At 63.3% G+C, this 23,144-nt stretch carries 19 protein-coding genes and 1 pseudogene; 8 read left to right on the top strand and 12 right to left on the bottom strand.

Annotated features, from left to right (window positions below; genetic code table 11):
* A pseudogene (locus EGH24_RS12025) lies at positions 1–137 on the top strand (IS6 family transposase); the annotation flags it as partial.
* Between the two features lie 114 nt (positions 138–251).
* Here EGH24_RS12025 and glmS read toward each other — a convergent pair.
* Together glmS and EGH24_RS12015 are read right to left on the bottom strand one after the other, a co-directional pair.
* Positions 252–2,063 carry a glutamine--fructose-6-phosphate transaminase (isomerizing) gene (gene glmS, locus EGH24_RS12020; protein ID WP_142980385.1) on the bottom strand — a complete coding sequence of 604 codons (1,812 nt, stop codon included), beginning with the start codon at positions 2,061–2,063 and terminating at the stop codon, positions 252–254.
* A 247-nt stretch (positions 2,064–2,310) separates the two neighbouring features.
* Positions 2,311–2,496 (bottom strand): DUF7511 domain-containing protein, encoded by a 186-nt coding sequence (locus EGH24_RS12015; protein ID WP_142980384.1) that lies wholly within the window; start codon positions 2,494–2,496, stop codon positions 2,311–2,313.
* Between the two features lie 108 nt (positions 2,497–2,604).
* Here EGH24_RS12015 and EGH24_RS12010 point away from each other — a divergent pair, with 108 nt between their 5' ends.
* Positions 2,605–3,519 carry an NAD-dependent epimerase/dehydratase family protein gene (locus tag EGH24_RS12010; RefSeq protein WP_142980383.1) on the top strand — a complete coding sequence of 305 codons (915 nt, stop codon included), beginning with the start codon at positions 2,605–2,607 and terminating at the stop codon, positions 3,517–3,519.
* Positions 3,520–3,697: 178 nt separating this feature from the next.
* On the opposite strand, the gene EGH24_RS12005 is transcribed toward EGH24_RS12010, so the two are convergent.
* The 5 genes from EGH24_RS12005 to EGH24_RS11985 all read right to left on the bottom strand — a co-directional run bounded on the left by EGH24_RS12005 (position 3,698) and on the right by EGH24_RS11985 (position 8,730).
* Positions 3,698–3,988: a hypothetical protein gene (locus tag EGH24_RS12005; protein ID WP_142980382.1), complete on the bottom strand. Its 291-nt coding sequence runs from the start codon at positions 3,986–3,988 to the stop codon at positions 3,698–3,700.
* On the bottom strand, positions 3,981–5,387 hold the full coding sequence (locus EGH24_RS12000) for a nucleotide sugar dehydrogenase (RefSeq protein ID WP_142980381.1): 1,407 nt from the start codon (positions 5,385–5,387) through the stop codon (positions 3,981–3,983). Before EGH24_RS12000 ends, EGH24_RS12005 begins: the two co-directional genes overlap by 8 nt.
* Positions 5,384–6,370, bottom strand: coding sequence for a Gfo/Idh/MocA family protein (locus tag EGH24_RS11995; RefSeq protein ID WP_142980380.1), 987 nt, complete (start codon positions 6,368–6,370; stop codon positions 5,384–5,386). The genes EGH24_RS12000 and EGH24_RS11995 overlap by 4 nt, the downstream gene beginning before the upstream one ends.
* A gap of 350 nt (positions 6,371–6,720) precedes the next feature.
* Positions 6,721–7,341, bottom strand: a complete 621-nt coding sequence (locus EGH24_RS11990; RefSeq protein ID WP_142980379.1) for a hypothetical protein — start codon at positions 7,339–7,341, stop codon at positions 6,721–6,723.
* 99 nt (positions 7,342–7,440) lie between these two features.
* Positions 7,441–8,730 carry a DegT/DnrJ/EryC1/StrS family aminotransferase gene (locus tag EGH24_RS11985; RefSeq protein WP_142980378.1) on the bottom strand — a complete coding sequence of 430 codons (1,290 nt, stop codon included), beginning with the start codon at positions 8,728–8,730 and terminating at the stop codon, positions 7,441–7,443.
* 334 nt (positions 8,731–9,064) lie between these two features.
* Between EGH24_RS11985 and EGH24_RS11980 the strand changes: the two genes are divergently transcribed.
* Positions 9,065–10,372 carry a nucleotide sugar dehydrogenase gene (locus tag EGH24_RS11980; RefSeq protein ID WP_142980377.1) on the top strand — a complete coding sequence of 436 codons (1,308 nt, stop codon included), beginning with the start codon at positions 9,065–9,067 and terminating at the stop codon, positions 10,370–10,372.
* Positions 10,372–11,346, top strand: a complete 975-nt coding sequence (locus EGH24_RS11975) for a glycosyltransferase (RefSeq protein WP_246057976.1) — start codon at positions 10,372–10,374, stop codon at positions 11,344–11,346. The genes EGH24_RS11980 and EGH24_RS11975 overlap by 1 nt, the downstream gene beginning before the upstream one ends.
* On the opposite strand, the gene EGH24_RS11970 is transcribed toward EGH24_RS11975, so the two are convergent.
* Complete coding sequence (locus EGH24_RS11970; protein WP_142980376.1) at positions 11,347–12,423, bottom strand: DUF354 domain-containing protein; 1,077 nt, start codon at positions 12,421–12,423, stop codon at positions 11,347–11,349.
* A gap of 394 nt (positions 12,424–12,817) precedes the next feature.
* Here EGH24_RS11970 and EGH24_RS11965 point away from each other — a divergent pair, with 394 nt between their 5' ends.
* The 3 genes from EGH24_RS11965 to EGH24_RS11955 all read left to right on the top strand — a co-directional run bounded on the left by EGH24_RS11965 (position 12,818) and on the right by EGH24_RS11955 (position 17,767).
* The gene (locus EGH24_RS11965) at positions 12,818–15,190 is read left to right on the top strand and encodes a right-handed parallel beta-helix repeat-containing protein (protein WP_142980375.1); all 2,373 of its coding nucleotides are present in this window, start codon (positions 12,818–12,820) and stop codon (positions 15,188–15,190) included.
* 74 nt (positions 15,191–15,264) lie between these two features.
* A complete protein-coding gene (locus EGH24_RS11960) occupies positions 15,265–16,686 on the top strand; it encodes a right-handed parallel beta-helix repeat-containing protein (protein WP_142980374.1) in 1,422 nt (473 codons plus the stop codon).
* Positions 16,676–17,767 (top strand): glycosyltransferase, encoded by a 1,092-nt coding sequence (locus EGH24_RS11955; protein WP_142980373.1) that lies wholly within the window; start codon positions 16,676–16,678, stop codon positions 17,765–17,767. Before EGH24_RS11960 ends, EGH24_RS11955 begins: the two co-directional genes overlap by 11 nt.
* A gap of 32 nt (positions 17,768–17,799) precedes the next feature.
* Here the strand turns inward: EGH24_RS11955 and EGH24_RS11950 are convergent, their stop codons facing one another.
* The gene (locus EGH24_RS11950; protein WP_142980372.1) at positions 17,800–18,678 is read right to left on the bottom strand and encodes an NmrA/HSCARG family protein; all 879 of its coding nucleotides are present in this window, start codon (positions 18,676–18,678) and stop codon (positions 17,800–17,802) included.
* Positions 18,679–19,001: 323 nt separating this feature from the next.
* Between EGH24_RS11950 and EGH24_RS11945 the strand changes: the two genes are divergently transcribed.
* Positions 19,002–19,436, top strand: a complete 435-nt coding sequence (locus EGH24_RS11945; protein ID WP_142980371.1) for a DUF6069 family protein — start codon at positions 19,002–19,004, stop codon at positions 19,434–19,436.
* Between the two features lie 19 nt (positions 19,437–19,455).
* On the opposite strand, the gene EGH24_RS11940 is transcribed toward EGH24_RS11945, so the two are convergent.
* The 3 genes from EGH24_RS11940 to EGH24_RS11930 form a co-directional block, all read right to left on the bottom strand.
* Positions 19,456–20,223 carry an SDR family NAD(P)-dependent oxidoreductase gene (locus tag EGH24_RS11940; protein ID WP_142980370.1) on the bottom strand — a complete coding sequence of 256 codons (768 nt, stop codon included), beginning with the start codon at positions 20,221–20,223 and terminating at the stop codon, positions 19,456–19,458.
* 38 nt (positions 20,224–20,261) lie between these two features.
* Positions 20,262–21,458 (bottom strand): carboxylate--amine ligase, encoded by a 1,197-nt coding sequence (locus EGH24_RS11935; protein WP_142980369.1) that lies wholly within the window; start codon positions 21,456–21,458, stop codon positions 20,262–20,264.
* A 91-nt stretch (positions 21,459–21,549) separates the two neighbouring features.
* Positions 21,550–23,049 (bottom strand): oligosaccharide flippase family protein, encoded by a 1,500-nt coding sequence (locus tag EGH24_RS11930; RefSeq protein ID WP_142980368.1) that lies wholly within the window; start codon positions 23,047–23,049, stop codon positions 21,550–21,552.
* Between the last annotated feature and the right edge of the window lie 95 nt (positions 23,050–23,144).

Here is a 23,144-nt window from a genome sequence, read left to right as displayed (position 1 = left end):
GGAATGCTGTCGAACGTGTCTTTAGAGAAATAAAACGTCGAACGTCTTCGTTTAGCAATAGTTTCAGCCATGTCGATCCAGCAACCGCAGAAACGTGGCTGCAATCGTTCGCCGTCTGGTGGAATTCGCTTAACTAAACACGATGGTTCGCTATGGCTGTCGCCTGTCGAACTGATCAGTCGGTGTCCGAAGGCTACAAAAAGAAAATCGAAAATTGCCCGGTCGAGGAGTCTACGACACGCTACGGGCGACTATTCAACGGTGACGCTCTTGGCGAGATTCCGCGGTTTGTCGATAGATCGCTCCATCTCGTTGGCTGCGTGGTAGGCGATCAACTGGAGTTGGACGTTGGCGAGGATCGCCACCAGATCCGGATGCGTCGCCGGCACCGGCAGGAACTCGTCGGCGGTGTCGACGAGCCCGGAGGCCGTCCGCGGCGCAATGGCGATGACGGGCGCGCCACGCGTCTGAATCTCGTTGACGTTGCTTTCGAGTCGGTTCTGATAGTGGCCCGTCCCGACAGCGAAGATCGGCGTCTCCGGCGTCACCAACGCCAGTGGGCCGTGTTTGAGTTCGCCCGCAGCGAACCCCTCGGCGTGGCCGTAAGTGATCTCCTTGAACTTTAGCGCGCCCTCCAAGGCAACCGAGTACGCGTTGCCCCGACCGATGAAGAAGTGGCCGTTGTCGCCGAGACAGCGTTGGCTCACGTCCGCGGCCTGCGTGTCGTTCGTGACGACTTCGACGTGCTCCGGCAGGGATTCCAGCGCGTCGAGTCGGGCCGCGTGATCGTCGGTCGGCGAGCCAGTGAGATCGCGGACGAGCCGCTCGGCCAGCAGGACGAGCGTGGCGACCTGCGAGGAGAACGTCTTGGTGGCGGCGACGCCGATCTCCGGGCCGGCACGGATAAATAGGGCGTCGTCGCAGGTGCGGGCGGCCGTCGAGCCGATCACGTTCGTCAGCGCGAGCGTCCGAGCTCCGCGCTGCCGCGCGCTTTCGAGGGCTTCCAGCGTGTCGGCGGTCTCGCCACTCTGGGTGACGCCGATGACGAGGGTGTCCTCGTCGACGGGAGCCGGCGAGGCGGCGTACTCGCTGGCGATGAACGTGTTGGCCTCAACGCCGTCCTTCGAGAGCAGCCACTCGCCGTACATCCCGGCGTGATAGGAGGTGCCGCAGGCGACGAACTGGACGCTGTCGACGCCCTCGAAGCTGCCCGGTGGGAAGTCTTCGAGGGATACGTCGTCGCCGTCGATGCGGCCGTGGAGCGTCTGTCGGAGCGCGACCGGCTGCTCGTGGATCTCTTTCAGCATGTAGTGATCGTAGCTTCCCTTCTCGGCGTCTTCTGGGTCCCACTCGACGGTTTCGACCGGGCGGGAGACGGGATCGCCGTTGGCGTCGGTGATCCGGTGGTCCTCGGGCGTGATCGCCACCACGTCGTCGTCTTCGAGATAGACGACGCGGTCGGTAAATTCGAGGAACGCGGGCACGTCGCTGGCGAGGTAGTTGGCGTCCTCGCCGACACCGATCACCAGCGGCGAGCCGTTCCGCGTCGCGTAGATCGTCGGCTCGCCGTCGACGATCAGCGCGATAGCGTAGCTGCCCTCAAGCTGGTCGATGGCGTCCCGGAACGCGGCTTCGGGATCGAGGCCATCGGCGAGGCGTTCCTCGACGAGATGCGGGATAACCTCGGTGTCGGTGTCGCTGGTGAACTCGTGGCCGCGGCCCTGGAGTTCCTCACGGAGCTCAGTATAGTTCTCAATGATTCCGTTGTGGACGGCGGCGACGCGGCCCTCACAGCCCGTGTGTGGGTGGGCGTTGGCGTCGGTCGGCGGACCGTGTGTTGACCACCGCGTGTGGCCGATGCCGACGGGGCCGTCGTGGGCGCTGTCGGCGAGTTCGGACTGCAGCTTCGAGACCTCGCCCTCGAATTTGTTGATCTCGATGCCGCGACCGTTTTGCACGGCGACGCCCGCCGAATCGTAGCCGCGGTATTCGAGATTCTGCAGGCTCGCCAACAAAGGAGCCAGCGAGTCGTCCTCGCCGATCCGGGCAGTAATCCCACACATCAGGCGGACACCTCGCCGGTAATCTCGCCGTAGTGGGTGTAATCGGAAGCCTGTCGTCGCACGCGCCGGGTCGCTCCCGGGCCGTCACCGCTATGCGGATTGCTGAGTCGCATACCGGGAGAACGCCGAAAAACAGCTTTGTTATGAACGCGTTTGTAGCGATTGAAAAAAATCTGTATGCGGTAAGTGACTACTACTGACCGGTGGGTTCGGAAGCGACAACCCATCGCCGTCGGGCCGCAGCAGGCTACTCCCACGCCGCCAGCGAGACGTAGGAATCACCTTCGGCCGTCATCCACGCCGACAGCCGCTTGTCTTCGGGTGGGTTGGCTGGATGCAGCGTCAGTAGGTCTTCTTCACCCTCATAGAGGCTGGCAACGAGCATGCCAGTGATCGCCCGTTCCGGTTGCACTGGTGTTCGTGAATTACTCATCGTACATAGCCGAAAACGGCTCACGTATATCGTTATCCCGATGCTACCACCAGCCGACGCCGGGGTAGCGACTGGCTACTAAACCGCCCGTCGGGCCACCGACGCCGTATGGACGGACAGCGCGTGCTCGTCACCGGCGGCAGCGGCTTCATCGGTGGCGCGCTCGTCGATTCACTGCGCGAGGAAGCGGCCGTACGAATACTCGATACGAACCCCGGGGCGAACCCCCCAGACGACGTAGAGGTGATCGAGGGCGATGTTCGAGACCCAGCGACCGTCGAAGCAGCCGTCGAGGGCGTCGACACCGTCTTTCACGAAGCCGCTCTCATCAGCATCGATGACTCGATCGCCGACCCGCTGGAGAGTCACGCGGTCAACACGACCGGGACGCTGCAGGTGCTCGAAGCCGCCCGAAAGCACGACGCCCGCGTCGTCCTCGCGTCCAGCGCAGCAGTCTACGGCGATCCCAACAGCGTGCCGGTCGCCGAAACCGCACGCCTCAACCCGACCTCGCCGTACGGGCTGAACAAACTCGCTGTCGATCACTACGCCCGCCTGTATCACGAGCTCTACGGCCTTGAGACGGTCGCCCTCCGGTATTTCAACGTCTACGGCCCGGGCCAGACCGGCGGCGACTACGCCGGCGTCATCGACATTTTTCGGGAGCAGGCCCGCAGCGGCGAGCCGATCACCGTCCACGGCGACGGCGAGCAGACCCGGGATTTCGTCCACATCGACGACATCGTCCGGGCCAACAGGCTGGCGGCCAAAACCGAAAACGTCGGCACTGCGTACAACGTTGGGACCGGCGAGTCGGTGACGATTACGGAGCTCGCCGAGCGGATCAAACGGAGTGTCGGCAGCGACTCGTCGATCGTTCATACCGATGCCCGTGAGGGCGACATCCGCCACAGCCGGGCTGACGTGTCACGAGCGCGTGCGGCCCTCGACTACGAGGCGGAAGTCGGTCTCGACGAGGGGCTCGACACGCTCGTTGAGGCGGCGTCGCCGCCGACAAACTGAGACAGATAGTCAGCTTGCGGGAGTTGTTTTGATCACTGCTCTCGTCGGTAGGTTGGACACAGGTCGAGATGCGGTTAGATACCGTCCTAACGACTATTGACGGAAGAATACGGTTCAAGCTTTCCCACAGGAGATCGGTGTCGACAGCTGTTACAGCGAACTGAGCCGAGAGCCAGAGTTACAAATAGCCGAGCGATTCGAGTCGATCCTGCATCGCCTCCGTGTCATCGTACTCGCGGTCACTCGCATCGTGTCCCGCGTCGTCCTGTTCATCGATCTGTTCGTCGATCTCGCGGAGGACGGACTCCATCACGAAGGTGACGTACTCTTCAACGGAGTCGAACTCCGTGCCGGGCAGCCGCTGTTCGATCCGTGAGCTGAGATGCTCTGCGAGCCGGAGCTGCCGGCCAGCGGCCGGATCACTGTCCGCACTCGGTCCGTCGGTGGGGCTGAGATTTCGGTTACTCATGGTTGCTCCCGTGGTCGGCAGGGACGTTCGGCCAGACGCCGCCGATTCGGTAAATCGGCGCGTCGGTAGCGTCGGCGTCGATCGAGCCGCGGCCGTCGAGGATCGGCGCGTCGAAGGCATCCCAATCGAGGGCCGCGAACTCTTCGTGTGGTGTCACGACGACGACGGCGTCGGCCTGCTGTGCCGTCGCGTCGGCGAGATCGACACGCTCGATGTCGTCGAGGTCGCCCCAGTCGTCGCTGTCGATCATCGGATCGACGCCGAGGACTTTCACACCCGTCTCTCGGAGGTGGCTGGCAATCGGCAGCGACGGCGCGTTCCGCAGTTCCTCGATGTTGGCTTTGTAGGTCAGGCCAAGGAGGAGGACCGTCGGATCGTCGCGATCGACACCGTGAGCCGCGAGGATCGCCTCCAGCATCGACACCGTGTAGTCGGCCATCCCGTCGTTTACCGCGCGGGCGGTCGGCAGCAGGTCGTCGTCGACATCGAACGCGCCGGTGAGGAAGTACGGGTAGACGGGGATACAGTGGCCGCCGACACCCGGGCCAGGGTCGTGGATCTCACAGAACGGCTGGGTGTTGGCAACGTCGATCGCCTCGGTCACGTCGGCGTCCATCGCCTCAGCGTACGTCGCCAACTGGTTCGCCAGGGCGATGTTCACGTCGCGGTAGACGCCCTCGAAGACCTTGACGGCCTCCGCGATCGTCGCATCCGAGGTTTCGATGATTTCGTTGTCGCTGAGTTCGCCGTAGAGCAAGGCGGCGACACGACCGCTCTCGCTGTCGACACCGCCGACAACCTTCGGGTGCGTACCGCGAATATCTTGGAGTGCTTCGCCGCTGACGGTTCGCTCGGGGCAGGCGGCGACGCCGAATTCGTCCGGGTCGAGCCCGCTGACCTCGGCCAGCCGCGGGACGACGTGGTCGACAGTCGTTCGCGGCGGGACCGTCGATTCGACGATCACGAGATCGCCCGGCGAGAGGCCCGCGCCGATTGACTCGACGGCAGCCGTCAGGATCGACAGATCCGGTTCCTGCTCGTCGGTCAGCAGCGTCGGGACCATCAGGACGTGTACTGCCGCGTCCGCAGCGGCGGCTGTCGCGTCCGTTGTCGCTCGTAGCGAACCGTCGGCGACCGTCTCGCTGACGAGGTCCGCGAGGCCGGGTTCGCGTTTGACGTGGCACTCGCCGCGATTGACCGTCTCGACGACTTCCTCGTCGATGTCGACGCCGATGGTGTTGCCGGAAACGTCGGCGTAGACCGCCGCCAGCGGGAGACCCATCTTCCCGAGGCCGTAGACGGCGACCGGTACGTCGCCGTTGGTAAACGCCTCGCGTTGGGCGGGCTCCGATAGCTCCGTGCCGTAGAGGCCCGCGCCGTGATCGAGTTGCTGGCTCATTGCTGGGGCACCATCCGTTCGGTCGGCTCGGTCAGGGCCTCGATCTCGTTTGCGACCGCCAGGACGCGAAGCCCGTCTTCGGCGGTGACGACCGGCTCGCTACCCTCGCGGGCGGAGGTGACGAACGCCGCGAGTTCGGCCTTCAGCGGTTCGCCGTTGTCGACGATGGGGCGTTCGACGACGCTCTCGTGGCGGAATCGGATGTCGCCGTTGGACTCGATGTATTCCGGCATCGAGTGGCGGTGGATCTCGACGGTCTGGCTGATGAAGTCGACGTTCACCCGGCAGGATTCCGCCGTGACCGAGAGCTGGCGGACCTTCTGTTGAGTGAGCCGACTGGCAGTCAGCGACGCGATAGCTCCGTCGTCGAACTCGAACTGGACGTTCGCGTGGCCTTCATCGCGGGCGGCGGCCGACATCGAGTCGATGTCGCCATCGACCAGCGAGAGGAGGATGTCGATGTCGTGGATCATCAGGTCCATCACAACGCTGTCGTCGCCGCCGCGGTCGACCGGCGGGCCGAGGCGGTCGATGTCGATAGCGACGATATCGAGGTCCGGAACGATCTCGCTGAGGACGCTCGTCGCGGGGTTGAACCGCTCGATGTGGCCGACCTGCAAGGTGACGCCGGCCTCGCGTGCGCGTTCGGCGAGGTCCCGTCCCTGGTCGAGTTTCTCGACGAACGGTTTCTCGATGAGGATGTCAACGTCGTTGTCGATGCAGGCGACCGCGGTCTCGTAGTGGTACGGCGTCGGGACCGCGATCGAGACGATGTCGGCGGCGGCGAGGAGTTCCTCGCGGCTCATCGCCTGCGTACCGTACTCCGCGGCGACCGATTCGGCGGCGGCGGTATCGACGTCGGTGACGCCGACGAGTTCCACGTCGGGGAGCTCGCTGTAGACGCGTGCGTGGTGGCGGCCCATCGAGCCGACGCCGATGACGCCGGCCGCGAGTGTGTCGGTGGCGGGAGGTCGATCACTCATGCGTCGTGGCGTCGCTCCTGTGACTGCTCGCGCGGTCGCACCGAAGCTGTACGGGCTGATTGTAGCCGATTCCGGTCGGGGTGATCGCTGTAAGGCCGTGTTACTCGGCGGTAATCACCCGACTGGGAGGCAGTAAGGCGGTGGTATTCGATCTCTCGGTTGAACACAGTTCCCGTCTCGTCCGTGACCGCATTGTTATCACCACCGTTCACGCGATAAGCAGTCCGTAGTCACGGGGTGCCCGGCCGCTATCGACACTTTCCACGAATCGTCCGATATAGCCGCTGAAACGCCGGTATGATAGGGTATGAATATCCCTACCAACGAGTCCCAAACCCGGAACGTAGCAATTACCGGTTCAGGTCGCGTCCGTTTCTGGTATCACGAGAGGTTTCCTTCGTGCGCTCTGGTGGCCCACCTCCGCCGCCGTTGCTCCGCCCCGGACCGGTTTGGATATCCTCCGTCGAGAGGTAGGTATTGTCCGCACACGGGGCCTTGGTCGGATCGGGCGTCCCCGGCGTGTTCGCACAGCGGTGGGGATTCAGTGTCAGCGGCGAGGTGCGCTCGAAGCGGTCCGCCGTGTCCGAGTAGTTGTAGATGATGACGCCGAGTACCTTCTCGCCTGACGGCGGCGCGTACTTCAACACTGGCGCGTCGCCGTAGCGACCCGGGATCGTTGTCGTCGTCTCCGGCGTGAACTCTTGAAGCCGGCACTCAAGCGTGCCATCGGCGGTCGCAACGATGACATGAGCGACGGTTGGCGGATCGTAGATCGAGGGATCGATATCGCTCGGTGCGACGATGATCCAGACCTCGCTGCAGCCTTTGAAATCGATATCGTTGCGTTCCCACGCGGCAGCCGAGCCCGAAAGCGACCCCACGCCGAGCAGTGCGGTGGTGCCGACGCCGAGCGTTCGCAGGACGCTGCGGCGGGTGGTGTCGTTGTCGGTAGCTTTGTTCGTATCTTTCATCCAGTATCAGCAGGCGTCGAGGGCGATTAGCTATATGCGCACTACCCGAGATAAGCCGAGCTTAGCTGCTGCAAACGATGACGAATAGCAGTCCTGTTCTCAGCCACCGACCGATACTGCGATATCACGAACGGTGTCAACGATCAGCTGGCGATCAGCCGCATCGACGTAGGGATGCGTCGGGAGCGTAACAATCTCGTCTTGGAGCTGTGCCGCGCCGGGAAACTCGTCAGCCGACAGCGGCGGCCAGTCGTAGAGGACGGCCGTTTCGACGCCGACGGCCGCCAGCCCGTCCCGAATTTCGGCTCGGATCTCAATGTCGTCAACGACGAGCGGGTATCTGACGTGCTGGTGGTTCGAAAGCCCCGCGACGGGCTGAAGCTGTCGCACGTGCGGGCAGTCGGCTAACTCTGTAGCGTACACCTCCGCTGTCTCCGCCCGCTGGCGTCGATGCTCGGGGAGGTGATCGAGGACGCGCCGGCCGACTGTACCGTGAAAATTCGACAGCGTCGCAAACGGCGGCTCGTAGGGGACGCCGAACTTGGATTCCGGATGTGTGCTAACGTCCTCGGGTGCTGCGTCCAGTTTCTCCAGCCAGCGGGTCGCCAACGAGTAGCAGGCATAGGGTCGCGGATGCGACAGGGCCGCGTAGCCGGCCATCGTTCCGATGTTCGGGTCGACCGCCGGCCGTCCCTCGTCACTGAATTGTAGCTCGGAGTTCCGGGAGACGACCATCCCGCCGCCGATCGGGATCGGCTTGCCCTGCTGGAAATTCAGCACTGAGCAGTCGCCGAACGTGCCGAGGTGGTCGCTGTCGTAGGACGCGCCGTAGGCGTAGCCCAGTGCTTCGATCAGATAGATATCGTGCTCCCGGCAGTAGGCCGCGATCCGGTCCATCTCCGAGCCGTAGCCCAAGACGTTGATGACGACGACTGCCAGCGCGTTCTCGGTCGGGAGTGCCGCCAGCGAATCCATATCCAGTGACAGCGACTCGGGATCGATGTCGTAGCGACTGGCTGTCAGTCCAGCACCTTCGATGGCATCGGGGTAATCCGAGCTACAGAACGCCGGAATCAGGATATCCGTCTCGTCACCGCGGGCAGCCTCGGCCATCGTCCCCAGACAGGCACCGAGTGCGCGCCTGAAGGAGGTGTAGGTCGCCGTTGAATCTGCACCGAGCGTCGAGCCGATCTCGCGCTGGAACGCTTCGCGGCCGGTACCGCGGCGGTACCCTGCGATGCCGGCAACGAGATCGCGCGCCGTGATCGGTGTGATCGCGGGCGGCAGGCGTCTGAACCGACGGTGTCGCCGTGGTGACTGGCTCTCTTGGCTCGTCTGGCGAACGCGACGACGGACTCGCTGAACGAACGATGAAGTGTCCGACTGCATTTGCGTGTGCAACGGGTGTTGGCTGCAAAGGTATGGATCGCATACCGGTGGAATTGTGGATGCCAAAACCGGAATATGCGGCGATAACTGGACGCTTCAAACGGCCGGCACCGATCGAGCGCAACGAGGTGTGTAGCGTTGATGGCTAACTCGGGAGAGAGACACCACCTGCCCGTAGCGACTCTATACTAAACCCCGCAGCCGTGGTCGTCGAAGGTGTGAATCCCGCTTCGTTCGTCGGTTTGCCGTCTGGTGTCTGGACACTGCCTCCCAACTCACGAGCCGCTGCTGAGAACGGTGATCCACCGCAGTACCGAGCAATGGGAGGGCAGCGGTGAGCCGAACGTCTGCCGCCAGCAGTACGGCGACGGCGACCACCCAGCCCCGCGTCGGCGTCGTCGGCCTCGGCTACGTCGGGCTCCCGCTGTCGCTGGCGATGCACGCCGCGGGCTACGAAGTCGTCGGCGTCGATGTGGATGATACCAAAGTCGCCGAGCTGTCGGGTGGGCGATCAACGATCAGCGATGTCGCCGACGACGCGGTCGCCGGCGCGGTCGATGAAGGACTCTCGTTTACCACCGACTACAGCGCGCTTGCTGACGTGGACGCAGTCTCGATCTGCGTCCCGACGCCGCTGGGCAAATCGGAGACGCCTGATCTCTCCTTCGTCATCGACGCCGTCGAACGGCTCGCCGGCGTCGTCCCCGAAGGCTGTACGATCATCCTCGAAAGTACGGTGTATCCCGGCGCAACATCGGAGATCATCGGCGACATCCTTACTGACAACGGGCTCGTACTCGGCGAGGACATCTACGTTGCCTTCTCACCTGAGCGGATCGATCCGGGCAACAAGGACTATGAGCCGACAAGCATTCCGAAGGTCCTCGGCGGCATCACCGAGGCCTGTGGCGATCACGCAGCCGCCCTCTACCAGCCAGTCTTCGACGAGGTGGTCCGCGTCGACGCCGCCACCGAAGCCGAACTCGTGAAGTTGCTCGAAAACACGTTCCGCGCGGTCAACATCGGGCTGATCAACGAACTCGCGCAGGTCGCTCACGAACTCGACGTGAACATCTGGAACGTGATCGACGCGGCGGCGACCAAACCGTTCGGCTTCATGCCGTTCTATCCAGGACCGGGGCTCGGCGGCCACTGCATCCCCATCGACCCGTTCTTCCTCTCGTGGAAGGCGGGTCAACAGGGGATCGATATGCCGTTTATCGAGCACGCCGATTCGGTCAACCGCGGGATGCCAGGCCACGTCGTCGACCGCGTTGTCAAACAACTCAACACTCGTGGGACCGCGCTGTCGAACGCCGATATCCTCGTCCTCGGTGTCGCCTACAAGCCGGATGTCTCGGATACCCGCGAATCGGCTGCTATCGACATCATCGACCAACTGACCGACTGGGAATCGACTGTGACGTATCACGACCCACATGTCCCGACGCTCGACGTGCGTGAGACGACCTACGAGTCGGTGCCGCTGACGCCGCAGCGACTCGCCGCAGCCGACTGCGTGTTGCTCGTCACTGATCACTCTGTGTTCGATCTTGACGAGATCGTCGCGGAATCCTCGCTCGTCTTCGACACCCGCAACGCGACCAGCGAGTACGAGGCCGACAACGTCGTTCGCCTGTGATGGCTGCCGATTCGCCCGCCGTTGCGGCCGACATTCAGACTGAGACCGCCGATCTGCGGGTATTGTCGCTGGTGACCTATCCTCGCCCGTTCTACGACGAGGAAGTAACTGCTCTCAGAGAACGAGGTGTCACCGTCGATGTCGTCGCCGTCCCGGGCCTTGATTCGGCCGATGAGAGCCGATCAGCGGTTGATTATCTCCGATTCTATCGCACGGTTCTCGGTACGGCCCGCGCTGACTACGATCTTGTTCACGCGAACTACGGGCTGACTGTTCCATTCGCACTGGCCCAGCCCCACCGCCCGGTCGTAGCGTCGTTGTGGGGGTCGGACGTGATGGGCTCCCTCGATTGGGTCGCCAAACGGAGTGCCGGCCACTGTGCGGAGCGGATCGTGATGAGTGAGGAGATGCGCCGAGAACTCGGTCACGATGCCCACATTATCCCGCACGGCATTGATTTCGAGACGTTTCAACCGATGGAGCAAGCCGCGGCACGGGAAGCGGTCGGCTGGGACACCGATGGCACCTATGTTCTGTTTCCGTACGATCCCAGCCGCCCGGTCAAGGATTACCCACGAGCCGAGCGGATCGTCGCCGACGTACAAGCCGACAGCGACGAGTCGATCACGCTCAAGCCAGTCTACGGGGTCGACCACGAGATGGTCCCACAGTACATGAACGCGGCCGACGCACTCCTGCTGACCTCCAAACACGAGGGGTTCCCGAACGCGATCAAGGAGGCGATGGCCTGTAACCTCCCGGTCGTGACGACCGATGTCGGCGGGCTGCGGGAACGACTCGGGCCGGTCGAGAACAGCTACGTCTGTGAGTCCGATATCGACCTTTCAGCGCGACTCGCCGACGTGCTGGCCAGCGGTCGCCGGTCCGACGGGCGGGTTCACGCGGTGGATCTCAGTGTGGCGGCGACGACCGACCGAATTCTCGACGTGTACCAGCAGGCACTCGATCACTGATCACTGCGACGGTGGGTCGGGAGCCTGTTTCGGTGTGTTGGCTTCGGTAGTGGATTTTGTTCCTGTGAGTTGCTCCAGTATGACTGTCGTCGTGTCGATTTTGTCGGCTAACATTCGCTGTCGTCGTCGATTCCACAGGGGTTGGTCGTACTCCTCAAGGATCGAAACCCCCGCTGCAATCGCCTCGGATTGGCGGTTCGGCCCAGCGAAGTTCTGCAGGAGGTCGTACCGATCTTCCAGTTCCGCCGTATATCCCAGCCGGATCGTCGACACGTAGATTCCCGGCGTGCCCAGCACCGCGCTTTCGGCCGCCATCGTCGCACTTTCGCCGATGAAGAGATCGGCGTAGGCCAGCAGGTGATGGACTTGCTCGGGTGCGACCGGCAGCTGACAGCGGGCGACCGATTCAGGAATATCACCCTCAGCCGTAATGAACACCTCCGCGCCGGTGTCCTCTAAGGCGTCGACGACGCTATCGATCTCGTCGAACCCGCTGTCGCCGATATCGTGGGCGGCCTTCCAGTCTAACAGGCGGAGCACGACGAACCGTTCATCCGGGTCGAGGCCGATGTCAGTCAGGACGCTCGGGTCGGGATCGAAGCGGTCGGGGTGGAGGTACGCGAGTTCATGATAGCCCGGATACCGGTATTGTTTCGGGCCGATATCGTCCTCGTAGCAGTCGGGCGTACAGATCCGGTCGGCAAACGGGAACGCGAGCCCGTTCGACAGCGTCGCGTGTTCGGTGTCGGTAAAGAGGACCGCCTCGGTGTCGGTGAGGGCAGCCGCATGCGACATCGCCAGCCCGCCGATCCCCGTGATGACATCCGGATCGAGTTGTCGGACCTTTCGGAGGAGATTCAACTCATACCGGAGTTGATTGACGACCATTTCGAGTTTGGAGTCGAATCGGCCAGTCAGAATCTCGTAGTCGATTCCGTAGGCCTCCAGCAGCGAGATCGCCATCGGTCGATCACGCGTGAAGACATGGACTGCGTGGTTGCCAGCTTCCAGTGCGGTGATCGCGTGGCGGTAGAAATGCACGTGAGCGGGGTGCTGAATCGTAATGACGACTCTCATTGTTGTCCCCACAATCCGCGGTGCTGCCGGAATAGAGAGCTACGGAAGCGTGTGCTGTCGGGCATGGTATGTCCGGCGTATCGCGGCAGCGAGGTTAGGTATGCACAGCATACGGTCGTAAATAGTATAGTATTTGATAGAATCGTGGTGCGGGCGAGATTCTCGGTTCTGGTGTGGGCTGGCCGTGTACTGTCCGATATCGGCCGGTAGGAACAGCTTACCGGTGGTATTCGGTGGTTACGGCGGGATTTGCGTGTCACGGAGCGACGAAGACATGTGGATAGTAAGCTGTCCGTATCTTTTGGCATCGTCGCCGCCAGCGGAATCGTTCCCGCCAGTATCCGGCGGCTATCCTGTAAAAATATCTATAAAAGTAACCGGATCTTACCGGTTCATGGCGCACCGGAACGACCAGCCTACCGACGACGGCTCCGAGCACAACAACATTACCACTGGCGTCAGTCGGCGACGACTACTGCAGATCAGCGGCGTCGGCCTCGCCGCCGGGACAGCGGGTGCAGCCGGCGTCACGTCCGGCTCAAGTGAGCTGCCGCACAGCATCATCATCGACGGCAGCGGCTCGCCGGTAACCGCATCCTACGAGTTTCAGGTCTCCGGCTCCGTGGCCGTCCACCCGGACATCGGCTCGAACGAAACAGTCACCGAAACCGACGGCTCCGTAACCGGGTCGGTGACGACGGACACCCACGCCTACAAATTCAGCGAGAGCCTGCAAGCCCTCGATGTGGGCAACATGGCCGAAGTCACGCTGCTGTACGGTGACGACGGCACGGCGGACGTGGATCGCCTCGAAATCGTCGCCGGCAGTGACGCGACCATCGACTACGAGATCACGAGTCCGGAAGCCGTCACCAAGGTGCTGGACAACGGCGATCGATCCGCCGACGATACCGACAGCATCACCGAGACCAGCGACGGCTGGCTGGTCGACGGCTCGACTGCGACCGGAAGCGGCGACACCTACGATTTCGCCGGCGCGATAAAGAGCATCGATCCAGTAACGGGCGATTTCACGCTGTTCCTCAACGGCGAAGAAACGACTGTCACCGAACTCACCAGGCAGAAGGCCGACACCGTCGACCGCGAACACTGGTACTCCGTCGAAGCGACCGGTGATTCCTACGTCGATTACTACATCGAAGTCGAGGACGGCGGCGAGATGGTCGCCTCGACAGTCGACGATGCGATCATCGAATCCGACTTCTACTGGCTCAACGACGACAAAACGAAGGCAGCAGGTCGTGTCCACGCGGGCGACACCCACGCTTACGCCTTCGATACCCTCGTTCTCGACGTGACAATCGAGGGCGAGGCCGCGGCAACGGTCGACGGCAATCCCTCTGATCTCGACTACTACCCACAGCCGGGCGCGACCGGCGACCACTGGAAGGGCTACTTCCCGTGGCAGATCGACGGCGAGACACGGAAACACTGGTACTCCATCGAGGCGACCGGCGAGGAGTACGTCGATTACTACATCGAAGTCAAAGACGGCGGCGCGATCATCCCGTCGACGGTCGACGAGTCGGTGATCGAATACGAGTTCTTCTGGATCGGCGACAACGGGACGAAGGCCGCCGGCCGCGTCCAGGCGGGCGATACCCACGCCTACGCCTTCGACACCGGTCTGCTTGACGTGACTGTCGACGGTAAGGCCGATGCAACGGTCAACGGCAAGGACTCCGATCTCGACTGGTATCCACGCCCGAACGCGACGGGCGACGGCTGGAAAGGCGGCTTCCCGTGGCAGGACGATAGCGACGGCACCACGACCGAAACAAGCGGCGACGGGACAGTCGGCGGCGGCACCGGCTACGCCAACACTGTTTCGCAGTCGGCGGCCGATATCGTCGTGCGGACGCATAGCGAATTCGTCGACGGGCTGTCGGCAGCGAGTGCCGGCGACATCGTCTACGTTGCTGGCGGGACGAGCATCGAACTCGGCGACCGCACCTACGAGATCGACGACGGCGTAACGCTGGCCTCCGACCGCGGGATCGACGGCGCGGCCGGCGGGCGGCTGCACACCGACTACGAGCCCGGCGAACTGCTCCGGCTGCGCGGCGACGCGCGGCTGACCGGCCTTCGCGTCGAGGGACCTCACCCCGGCGACGACTGGAGCGGCGATTACGCCCACGGCGTGCAGCTCCGCGGCGCGTGCGAAGTGGATAACTGCGATATCTGGGGCTTTGCCTACTCCGGCATCGACGTGGACGAGGGCGACGGTGCCCACATCCATCACAACGTGATCCGAGAGTGCAACAAAAGCGGGCTCGGCTACGGCGTCGCGGCCAATTCCGGCACGCCGGTTATCGAGTACAACTACTTCAACTACAACCGCCACTCGGTGGCGACTTCGGGCGACAACCCGGGCTACATCTGCCGTTACAACCACTTCGGGCCGACCGAGGTGATGCACAACATCGACGCCCACGACCCGGCCGGCGACCGCTACGAGATCCACAACAACGTGGTCGAAACCATCCGCCGAGAGTGGGACGATAACCTGAATCACTCGGTCGATGTCCGCGGCGTCCCCGACGATGTCGCCACGATCCACGACAACTGGTTCTTCAACGACAACGCGCCCGATCCGGACGGCGAACCGGACGTTGGCGGCCAGACCATCGTCCAAGAGAACGTCTCCGAGTGGACGAACGTCTCGTTCAGCGACAACGCCTACGGCGAGGACGCGAACGTCTCGTACTCCGACATCATTCCGGGCTACGACGGCTGGCGGACCTAATCGGCCAGCCCGCCGTTCGGGTAGCCGAATAGGCTGAGCATAACAAACCTCGCAAGACGCGTCGGCCCGCACAAATGGATCTGGAGCGTCGAGAGCTGTTGATCGGGGCCGGCGTCGCCGGCGGCCTCGGAATCGCTGGCATTGGGGTGGCTGTGTTGGACGAGAAGGAATCCGGGGCGACGACGGAGACGCCCGAGTCCGTGGATGTCCCACACGCAGACGAGTTCGGCACCGTCGTCGACGCCGTCGCGGTCGGGGCCGATCCCGACGGCGGGGAGCCGATCAACGGAGTGCTGGAAGAGTACGCCGGCGACGACACGCTGCTGTCGTTTCCCGACGGCACCTACCGACTCCAGCCGATCACGCTGGCCGACTACAGCCGGTTCGGTATCGCCGGCGCGAGAGGTGCCAAGCCGACGTTCGTCGCCGAAGCGGGCAACTGCGTCGGCGGCGGCAGCTCCTATCTGCACGTTAAGAACGTCGATGGCTTCCTCATGGACAGCGTCGCCTTCGATTTTACCGGCGATTCGACCGGCGGCATCGTCAGGATCACTGCCGACGGCGACGCGACTATCACCAACGTCCGCGCCTCCGGGCAGTGTGACGATCAGGTCGCGCTGTTCCGCCTCGATGTCGTCGAGGAGTCGGCGACAGCCGTCGCCCAGAGGCTTCGACTCGACAACCACAGCTCCGACTCGTGGCTGACCGGAATCTATGTTGGGAAACAGCACGCAGGCGATGTCGTTTTTCGGAACTGTACGATTCAAGGATTCACCGACAACGGCCTGTACGCATCCGCTCCCGGACTACCGGACGGCGAGGGCGGCATCGTCCACGTCGAGGGCGGCACCTACCGCAACAACAACGTCGCCAACGTCCGGCTCGGCTCGGCTGGCTCGGTCGCCCGCGGCGTCACCTCGATCAGCGACTCACCGCCGCCGTCGGATGGCGAGGTCACCGCCAACGCTCGCGGTTTCCGCCTCCGAAGCGGCCACGGCCAACTGATCGAGGATTGTACGGTCCGAATTACCGACGACTCGCGGTTCACCCACGGCGGGATCGTCTTCCACGAAACCAACGGCGGCGCGACGGTACGGGAAACGCGGATCGACATCGACCGCGACGAGACGCCGGCGATCCGGCTGTTTCCCCGCAGTACGGACAACCCCGAGACACCGACAGTCGAAAACGTCGAGATTACGGGGGGTGCAGCCGGTGGGCGGGCCGTGTTGCTGGCGGACCGCGACGAAACGGTCTTTCGGAACTGTACCATCAGCCAGTCGGGCGAGAACCGCAACGGCATCCACTTCCGGGATTCGTCGGACTGCCGGATCATCGACTCTCGGATCGACGTAACGAACTACCCGCTCGTACTGCAGAACTCGACCGTCCGGATCGAGAACACCACGCTCGTCACCCCCGACGGCACCGAGGAGATCAAGGAGTTGGCAGCGACCGAGTCGGACTTCCCACCAGGGGGCAACGATGACCGATGACGAAGCGACACCCGAAACCGCATTGGACTGGGTCGTTGATCCGACGACGCCAGCCGAAAAGGGACAGCTCCCGCTGTCGGTCGTCATCATCACCGAAAACGAGGAGGAGCAGATCGAAGCCTGCATCGAGAGCGTGTTCGCGGCCTGTCGCGGCGTGTCTGCTTTCGAGGTGATCCTCGTGGACTCGGCGTCGACCGATCGGACAGTCGAACGCGCACGCGAGTATCCGGTGACCATCCTCCGGATTCCCGAGGAACACACCGTTTCCTGCGGTGCGGGCCGGTTCGTCGGCGACCAGGTCGCTCGCGGTGAGTTGGTGCTCCACGTCGACGGCGATATGACGCTGACTGACGAGTGGCTCCCACGGGCAATCGACTACCTCCGAAACAACGCGGATACTGTCGGCGTCGAAGGCTGTCTCGACGAGTCCACGCAAACCGGCGTTATGGAGGTCGATAAGATCGGCGGCGTTACCCTCTACGACGCCGAGGCACTCGCTGCCATCAGCGGTTTCGATCCCTGGCTGCAGGGCTACGAGGACGTTGATGTCGGCTTCCAGCTGACGACCGCCGGCAACCGGCTGGTGCGGCTACCTGAGGTCTCGGCGACCCACGACGTTGATTCCGAGATTCCTGAGCCGCTGCGACGGTGGCGACAAGGCTACTACGTCGCGCCCGGCCAGACGATCCGGAAGTGGCTCGGCGAGCCCGCGGTCCTGCGGCTGTTGCTTCGTCGCCAGCGATTCAAACTCGCTCTGGTCGCGTGGTTCGCAGCCGGCGCGCTGTCGCTGGTGTTCACCCAACTGCTGCTCGGGTGGGTGGTGCTCTCGGCTATCGGCTTCGTCATGATTGCAACCAAGCGCGGACCGATGGGCGCAGTTGACTTCCTGGCTACCAAGACCCTCGCTATCGGCGGCGTGGCCGAAGGGCTCACACGGTCGCCGCGACCGGCCTCGGCGTACCCGTTGTCGGCTATCGAAGTCGTTGCGACTGGCCGCGTGCTACAGGGATCGCCGTTGGATACGGAGAAGCAAACAGCATCGACCGACGGGTCAACGGAATCGACAGCGCAGCAGGACTGAATCGACGAGCTGTCGAATCCCACACTGGCGTTTCAGACGCCCGGCGGGGCAGACTGGAACGGCTTCCCTTTCGAGAGGAACGTCGCAAAGTCGTTCGGCTCGATCCCGTAGGCCTCCGCGTCGGCTGTCGGGTTCGATCCGTAGCCGGCCGTTTCGAACCAGTCGTACATCTCGGCCATTTCGTCGCCGGCCATCGCCCGGTAGTCGTCGAGATCGGGCCGGGCGTGCGTGACCTCGTGGCCGAGTTCCGTCGAGAGGGCCGTTGCGATCTCCGCTGGTGTGCGGTTGTCACCGGCGAGTTCGATGGTCTCCCCGCCGAAGCGGTCGGTGTCTCTCAGTGCCATCCCGACGGCCTTGCCGATATCCGTCGCGTCGAGGAGGGCGAGCGGCCTGTCGGACGACATTGGCATCGAAAGCCTCCCATTGGCGAGTTCTTCACCGTGGTAGGTGGCGAAATTCTGCATGAAGAACACTGGCCGGAGGATCGTATACTCGAAGCCGAGCTCCTTGATCCGTTTCTCGACTTGTGCCTTCGAGGCAAAGTGCGCCAGTGGGGCTTTGTCGGCGCGTCCCCCCGAGGAGAACACGAACCGCGCGACGCCGGCATCGTCAGCGGCCTCGGCGAGCGTGATCCCCTGTTCGATTTCGGCATCGGTCCCCGCCTCGAAGAACGTCGTCATGCCGAAGACGGCGTCCATGTCCGCACAGCACTCACGCATGCGTTCGGCGTTGGTGAGATTCCCTTCGAGAACGGTCACGCCACGTGATTCGAGCGTCCGGGAGGCCTGATTGGAAGCTGTCCGGGTCACGCCGTATACGTCGCACGCACCGAACTCGCCGGAGAGAAGGTGACTAACGACACTCCCGCCCTGTGTGCCGGTTGCGCCGATCACGAGTACCTTGGTCGTCATTGGTGGCACCCATCCGCACCGTCGTCCAACCGAAGCTGAACCCCTGCGGCGTTACACATTGTTTGCGGTCTCATACCGAATCGTCGTCTGCGGCGCAGTCACATTGTTAGCCGCCGGGTAGTAACGGAACGACTGTCTTACACGGACGAGCCACGCACCAATGTTGCGCTACTATCGCTAAGTGGCAGCATCCAACTGCTTCTCCTCAGCTGGCAGATAGATTCCGGTGGTCGTTCTGCGGGCGTCACGTGTCACTCGATAGGGCACAGAATTCCGGTCGGTATGTGTCATATACCTAATTCGGTCGGCCACCAAGCGGTGGGATGGAAATTTCCTCCAAGCGTGTTCGGTACCCAGTTCCCGAATCAGGCGTCGCGCTCGCTCGGCGGACAACGCTGGGCGTCGTCGTCGCTATCGTCGCACTGCTGCTGACACAGGCGATCGTCACCGCACTCGGCATCGATGTCGGCGCGTCGGGAGAGATGTCGCCGTTCGCGGCCGGCCCCTTGATCGGGACGACACTCGTTTCGGGTATCGGTGCCGCTGTCGTCTACACGGTTGTAGCCAAATTCACCGACAAGCCCGCACGGAACTTCATCGCGGTCGCGGTGGGTGTCTTCGTGCTAATGCTCGTCCCGGTCGCGGTGGTTTCTCCCTCAATGGGGGTGACGGCGGCGGGCCAAGCGATCCTTGTCCTGTACCACGTCTTGGTCGCGGTGCCGTTGGTCGCATTCATTATCGGTGCCGTCGACGTGTAGAAGCAGATTCTGTCCTTCGTCACCGCTTGCGGTACCTGAGAAACCGCTCCGTGCTCCGCGTGACGAGTGACGGGACTCGCTGTGCAACGAAGAGCCCGATCCGCGTGACCCAGTCAGTGTAAATGACGGTGCGGGTCGATTCGATCTTGCCGGCCAGTTTGCGGCCCACGTCGTCGGGATCGCTCAGCTGTGACTCCGGATAGCCGAGTGCTTTCGCCGAGCGTGTTGCTGCCAATCGGGGGTGCATGATCGTACACGTCACGGGTTCGTGCCGCAGTTCGTGGCGCAACGACCGAGTAAACGATTCGATTGCTCCTTTCGTCGCGGCGTAGCCGGTCAATCCAGGGTTACCGACGCGCCCGGCCCCGGAGCTGACGTTGTGGATAATGCCCCCGTCCTGCGCTCGCATGTGTGGGAGAACCGCCCGAATCAGCTGGACTGCACCGAAGAAATTCACCGCAAACACTCGGTCCATGTCGGCTTCGGTCTGCTCGTCGAAAAAGCCGAAGTTCAGCACCGCTGCGTTGTTGACCAGAACGTCGATCCGGCCCCACTCGTCGATGATCTCCCTGACTACGCGCTCGACATCCGCGTCCGCGGTCACATCACAGTCGTAGTAGCGGACGGTTTCGGGATGTGATTCCTGTAGCGACTCGATGGCGTCGCCGCGAACATCGAGCCCGGCAACACGGTACCCATTCTCGACGAGTGCGGTGAGCATCCCGTAGCCGATGCCCTCGTTCGCACCGGTGAGGACGACGACACGGCGTTCCTCTGAGGAGTTCATGAGAAGTCTACATGCGGGATTCAGCGACGTTTAATTCCTCAGAGCAACGACACCATCGACCGGCCGGCGTTCGCCATATCGCGGAGGAACGGCGCGGGATCGTCGAGGCTGAGATAATCAAACTGCGGCTGTTCGACGAGCGAACGGACGATGTTCCACGTCGTTTTCGTTCCCGATGGCCGAGGAGTGAGCGGATACTCCTCGCGGAGGACGCTGTGGAGATGGACGGCCTCACCCCGAAGCAAGTGACTCGCTGTCCCAGGTTGGTAATCCTGTTCTGCGGTGACCTCGCCTTCGGTAGCGAGTTCCCAGAAGTACTCGGGATAATCGAGGCCCGCGTGGATATCCATCGGCAGGCTGGAGGGGATTCGAGGATTGATCTCCAGGAGGTTGAACTCGCCGTCGGCATCGCGGATGAAGCCGACCGAGGCCATCCCGGTGTAGTCGAGTTCGTCCAACAGCGCGCGGCCCGCTTTTTCGAGTGCCGGCTCGTCGACGGCTTCGTGGTAGATACTCGGCCCACGACAGTACTTGTAGCCGCGAACCAGCTTCTTCTGGGAGGTGACGACGGCCTCGCCGTCGTCGTAGAGCCCGCGGAAACAGTACTCCGTGCCAGCGACGTAGGCCTGCGTGATCGGGATATGATCCATCGAGTCGATGATCGCCTCGACATCGGGCTCCTCGCCCGGTTCGAGGAAAATCGTTTTCGGTGGTGATCGGAACTCGCCCTCTGGCACCGACTCGGAAGTCTCAGCGGTAAGGATCGCGTGTCGCCCTTTGACGATCCGCTCTCGATCCCAGTCCTCGACCTCGTCCAGTGGGATCGTTTCGGGCACCGTCACGCCAGCGTCCTCGGCGGCGGCGAACAGCCGTTTTCGGTCGTGAATTTTGTTCAGGCCGTCGGCGGTCGGCCAGAGGACGCCGACGTGCTCGGCGAACTCATCGCGGCGTTGGGCGAGGACATAGACATCGGGTTCCCGTACTGGGACGATGGTGCCGACATCGTCGTTGGCAGCGAGCGTCAGGAGAGCGTCGGCGTAGCCGTCGAGGTCAGTTTGCGGTGACGGAACGCGGTACCGCTCGTCACAGTAGCGAGAGCTGAACGATGGCGGTCGCTGCTTTTCGGAGGCGGCGATCGTCGTATAGCCTGCCCGTCCGAGGGATCGAATCACGCTGAGCGAGCCACCAGTTCCGATAGCCGGCACGATCACCGCGTCGGCATCCGTCTGAGACATGGTCGAAAAGGGCGGGAAGACAGCTAAGTTATGGTTTCCTTACTTGCCGCCGATCACCGTTTTGGCTCGGCCTACAGCAGTCAGCCAGCTCCTATCCCGGGAGCAACGCCGTGACCCGCGGCGGCAGCGGTAGCTTCATCAGTATCTCAACGATCTCATCGGTATCGATCGCACCGAGGATGATCGCCAGCAGCGCGAAGGCAGCGAGGCCGATGACGGGTACGACACCCAAGGCGAGGATATCGCCGTCGATCAGGCGGTCCGTACCGACGATGACGCCGGCGGCCGCCGCGGCGGTGAGGCCGATCCGGGCTGCGCGCAGATCCACGAGGGGATCGTAGCCGAGGCGGCGGGAGGCCCACACGAGCAGGACGAACATCGATCCGTAGGCGACGCTCGTCGCCGTCGCCGCGCCGTTCATGCCGAACAGCGGGATGAGCGCGGCGTTCAAGCCGACGTTGAGCGCGGCCGCCACACCGACGGCCGCAATGAGCACGCGAAGCCGGCCCGATCCCTGACAGATCGCCTGTAGCGGGCGGGCGACCGCGAAGCCGACCGCTCCCGGCAACAACAGCAACAGCGGCGTCGTCGCCACCGCGAAGGGCTCGCCGTAGTACAGCGGCACGACCCGATCGGCCAGCGTCCCGAGGCCGATCGCCATCAACACGACCAGCAGGGCGGTATAGCGGGTGATCCGACTGGCGAGGGCGGCGAGTTCGTCGTAGCGGTCCTCGCTCCACAGCGTCGAGCTCGAATGCAGAAGGAGCCCCTGCAGGACAATCGGAACGATCCAGATATACTCCGCCAGCGAGAGCGCGGCTTTGTAGTAGCCGGTCGCCCTGTCGCCGACGAGCGTTCGGACCATGATGACATCGACGTGGAACAGCGACATCACGAGCAACACGAGGACGATGTTGAGGCCGTTAAACGAGAGAAATTCTCGATAGGGCAGCGAGTCGGGAATCCGGAACAACTCACGGAGCGAGATCCGGCGGGCGATAACGACGCCCGCGATGATCGCCGTCAGGGCGTTGGCCGCGATATGTCCCACGAGCATGCCGACGACGCTGAAGCCGCCGGCCACGAGGCCGATGCCGACGGCGACGGTGACGAACTTCTTGACGACGCCGAGCGGGCCATTGACGCGTTCGAGGCCGAAGCCGAGCAGCGAGTGCATCGAGAACGCCCGGAACTGGCCGACGAAGACGAAGCCGGTGAGGAGATAGAAGTAGCGCGTGAACCCCTCGCCGACCCGTTCGGCGACGCCGAGACCGGTGACCGCGAGCAACACGCCGCTGCCGACGATGGCCAACAGGAGGGCCAACAGCAAGTAGAATTGGAGGACGCGCTCGACCCACGCCGCATCGTCACGCTGCTCGGCGACGAACTTCTGGACGCCCTCGGTGATCGCCGCACTGATCGGGATCATATACAGCGAGTAAATCGAGAGCAACACGGCGTAATCGCCGTAGTCGGCGGGGCCGAGCAGCCGGACGATCACGGGTGTCGCAATGACCGCCAGCAGCGTCGTCACGAGTTTGGGCCCGAGCAACGAGAGGAACCGCTGAAAGAGCCGTGTCGTTCCGCTCATAGCGGCGACCGCTGGCCGTTACAACGGTGAGATCGAAGAGCCGATAGCGGGGCATCCGCTGTGAGTCGATACCGGCCGCTCACGGCTCCGTCGCT

Source organism: Halonotius terrestris (genome assembly GCF_006861665.1).
Classification (GTDB): Archaea; Halobacteriota; Halobacteria; order Halobacteriales; family Haloferacaceae; genus Halonotius; species Halonotius terrestris.
Note: the sequence above shows the minus strand (reverse complement) of the source record. Positions and strands in the feature narration are given on the sequence as shown.

Coding starts and splice junctions, on each gene's coding strand:
- glmS (WP_142980385.1), bottom strand. CDS start 2,063: ATGTGTGGGATTACTGCCCGGATCGGCGAGGACGACTCGCTGGCTCCT.
- EGH24_RS12015 (WP_142980384.1), bottom strand. CDS start 2,496: ATGAGTAATTCACGAACACCAGTGCAACCGGAACGGGCGATCACTGGC.
- EGH24_RS12010 (WP_142980383.1), top strand. CDS start 2,605: ATGGACGGACAGCGCGTGCTCGTCACCGGCGGCAGCGGCTTCATCGGT.
- EGH24_RS12005 (WP_142980382.1), bottom strand. CDS start 3,988: ATGAGTAACCGAAATCTCAGCCCCACCGACGGACCGAGTGCGGACAGT.
- EGH24_RS12000 (WP_142980381.1), bottom strand. CDS start 5,387: ATGAGCCAGCAACTCGATCACGGCGCGGGCCTCTACGGCACGGAGCTA.
- EGH24_RS11995 (WP_142980380.1), bottom strand. CDS start 6,370: ATGAGTGATCGACCTCCCGCCACCGACACACTCGCGGCCGGCGTCATC.
- EGH24_RS11990 (WP_142980379.1), bottom strand. CDS start 7,341: ATGAAAGATACGAACAAAGCTACCGACAACGACACCACCCGCCGCAGC.
- EGH24_RS11985 (WP_142980378.1), bottom strand. CDS start 8,730: ATGCAGTCGGACACTTCATCGTTCGTTCAGCGAGTCCGTCGTCGCGTT.
- EGH24_RS11975 (WP_246057976.1), top strand. CDS start 10,372: ATGGCTGCCGATTCGCCCGCCGTTGCGGCCGACATTCAGACTGAGACC.
- EGH24_RS11970 (WP_142980376.1), bottom strand. CDS start 12,423: ATGAGAGTCGTCATTACGATTCAGCACCCCGCTCACGTGCATTTCTAC.
- EGH24_RS11965 (WP_142980375.1), top strand. CDS start 12,818: ATGGCGCACCGGAACGACCAGCCTACCGACGACGGCTCCGAGCACAAC.
- EGH24_RS11960 (WP_142980374.1), top strand. CDS start 15,265: ATGGATCTGGAGCGTCGAGAGCTGTTGATCGGGGCCGGCGTCGCCGGC.
- EGH24_RS11955 (WP_142980373.1), top strand. CDS start 16,676: ATGACCGATGACGAAGCGACACCCGAAACCGCATTGGACTGGGTCGTT.
- EGH24_RS11950 (WP_142980372.1), bottom strand. CDS start 18,678: ATGACGACCAAGGTACTCGTGATCGGCGCAACCGGCACACAGGGCGGG.
- EGH24_RS11945 (WP_142980371.1), top strand. CDS start 19,002: ATGGAAATTTCCTCCAAGCGTGTTCGGTACCCAGTTCCCGAATCAGGC.
- EGH24_RS11940 (WP_142980370.1), bottom strand. CDS start 20,223: ATGAACTCCTCAGAGGAACGCCGTGTCGTCGTCCTCACCGGTGCGAAC.
- EGH24_RS11935 (WP_142980369.1), bottom strand. CDS start 21,458: ATGTCTCAGACGGATGCCGACGCGGTGATCGTGCCGGCTATCGGAACT.
- EGH24_RS11930 (WP_142980368.1), bottom strand. CDS start 23,049: ATGAGCGGAACGACACGGCTCTTTCAGCGGTTCCTCTCGTTGCTCGGG.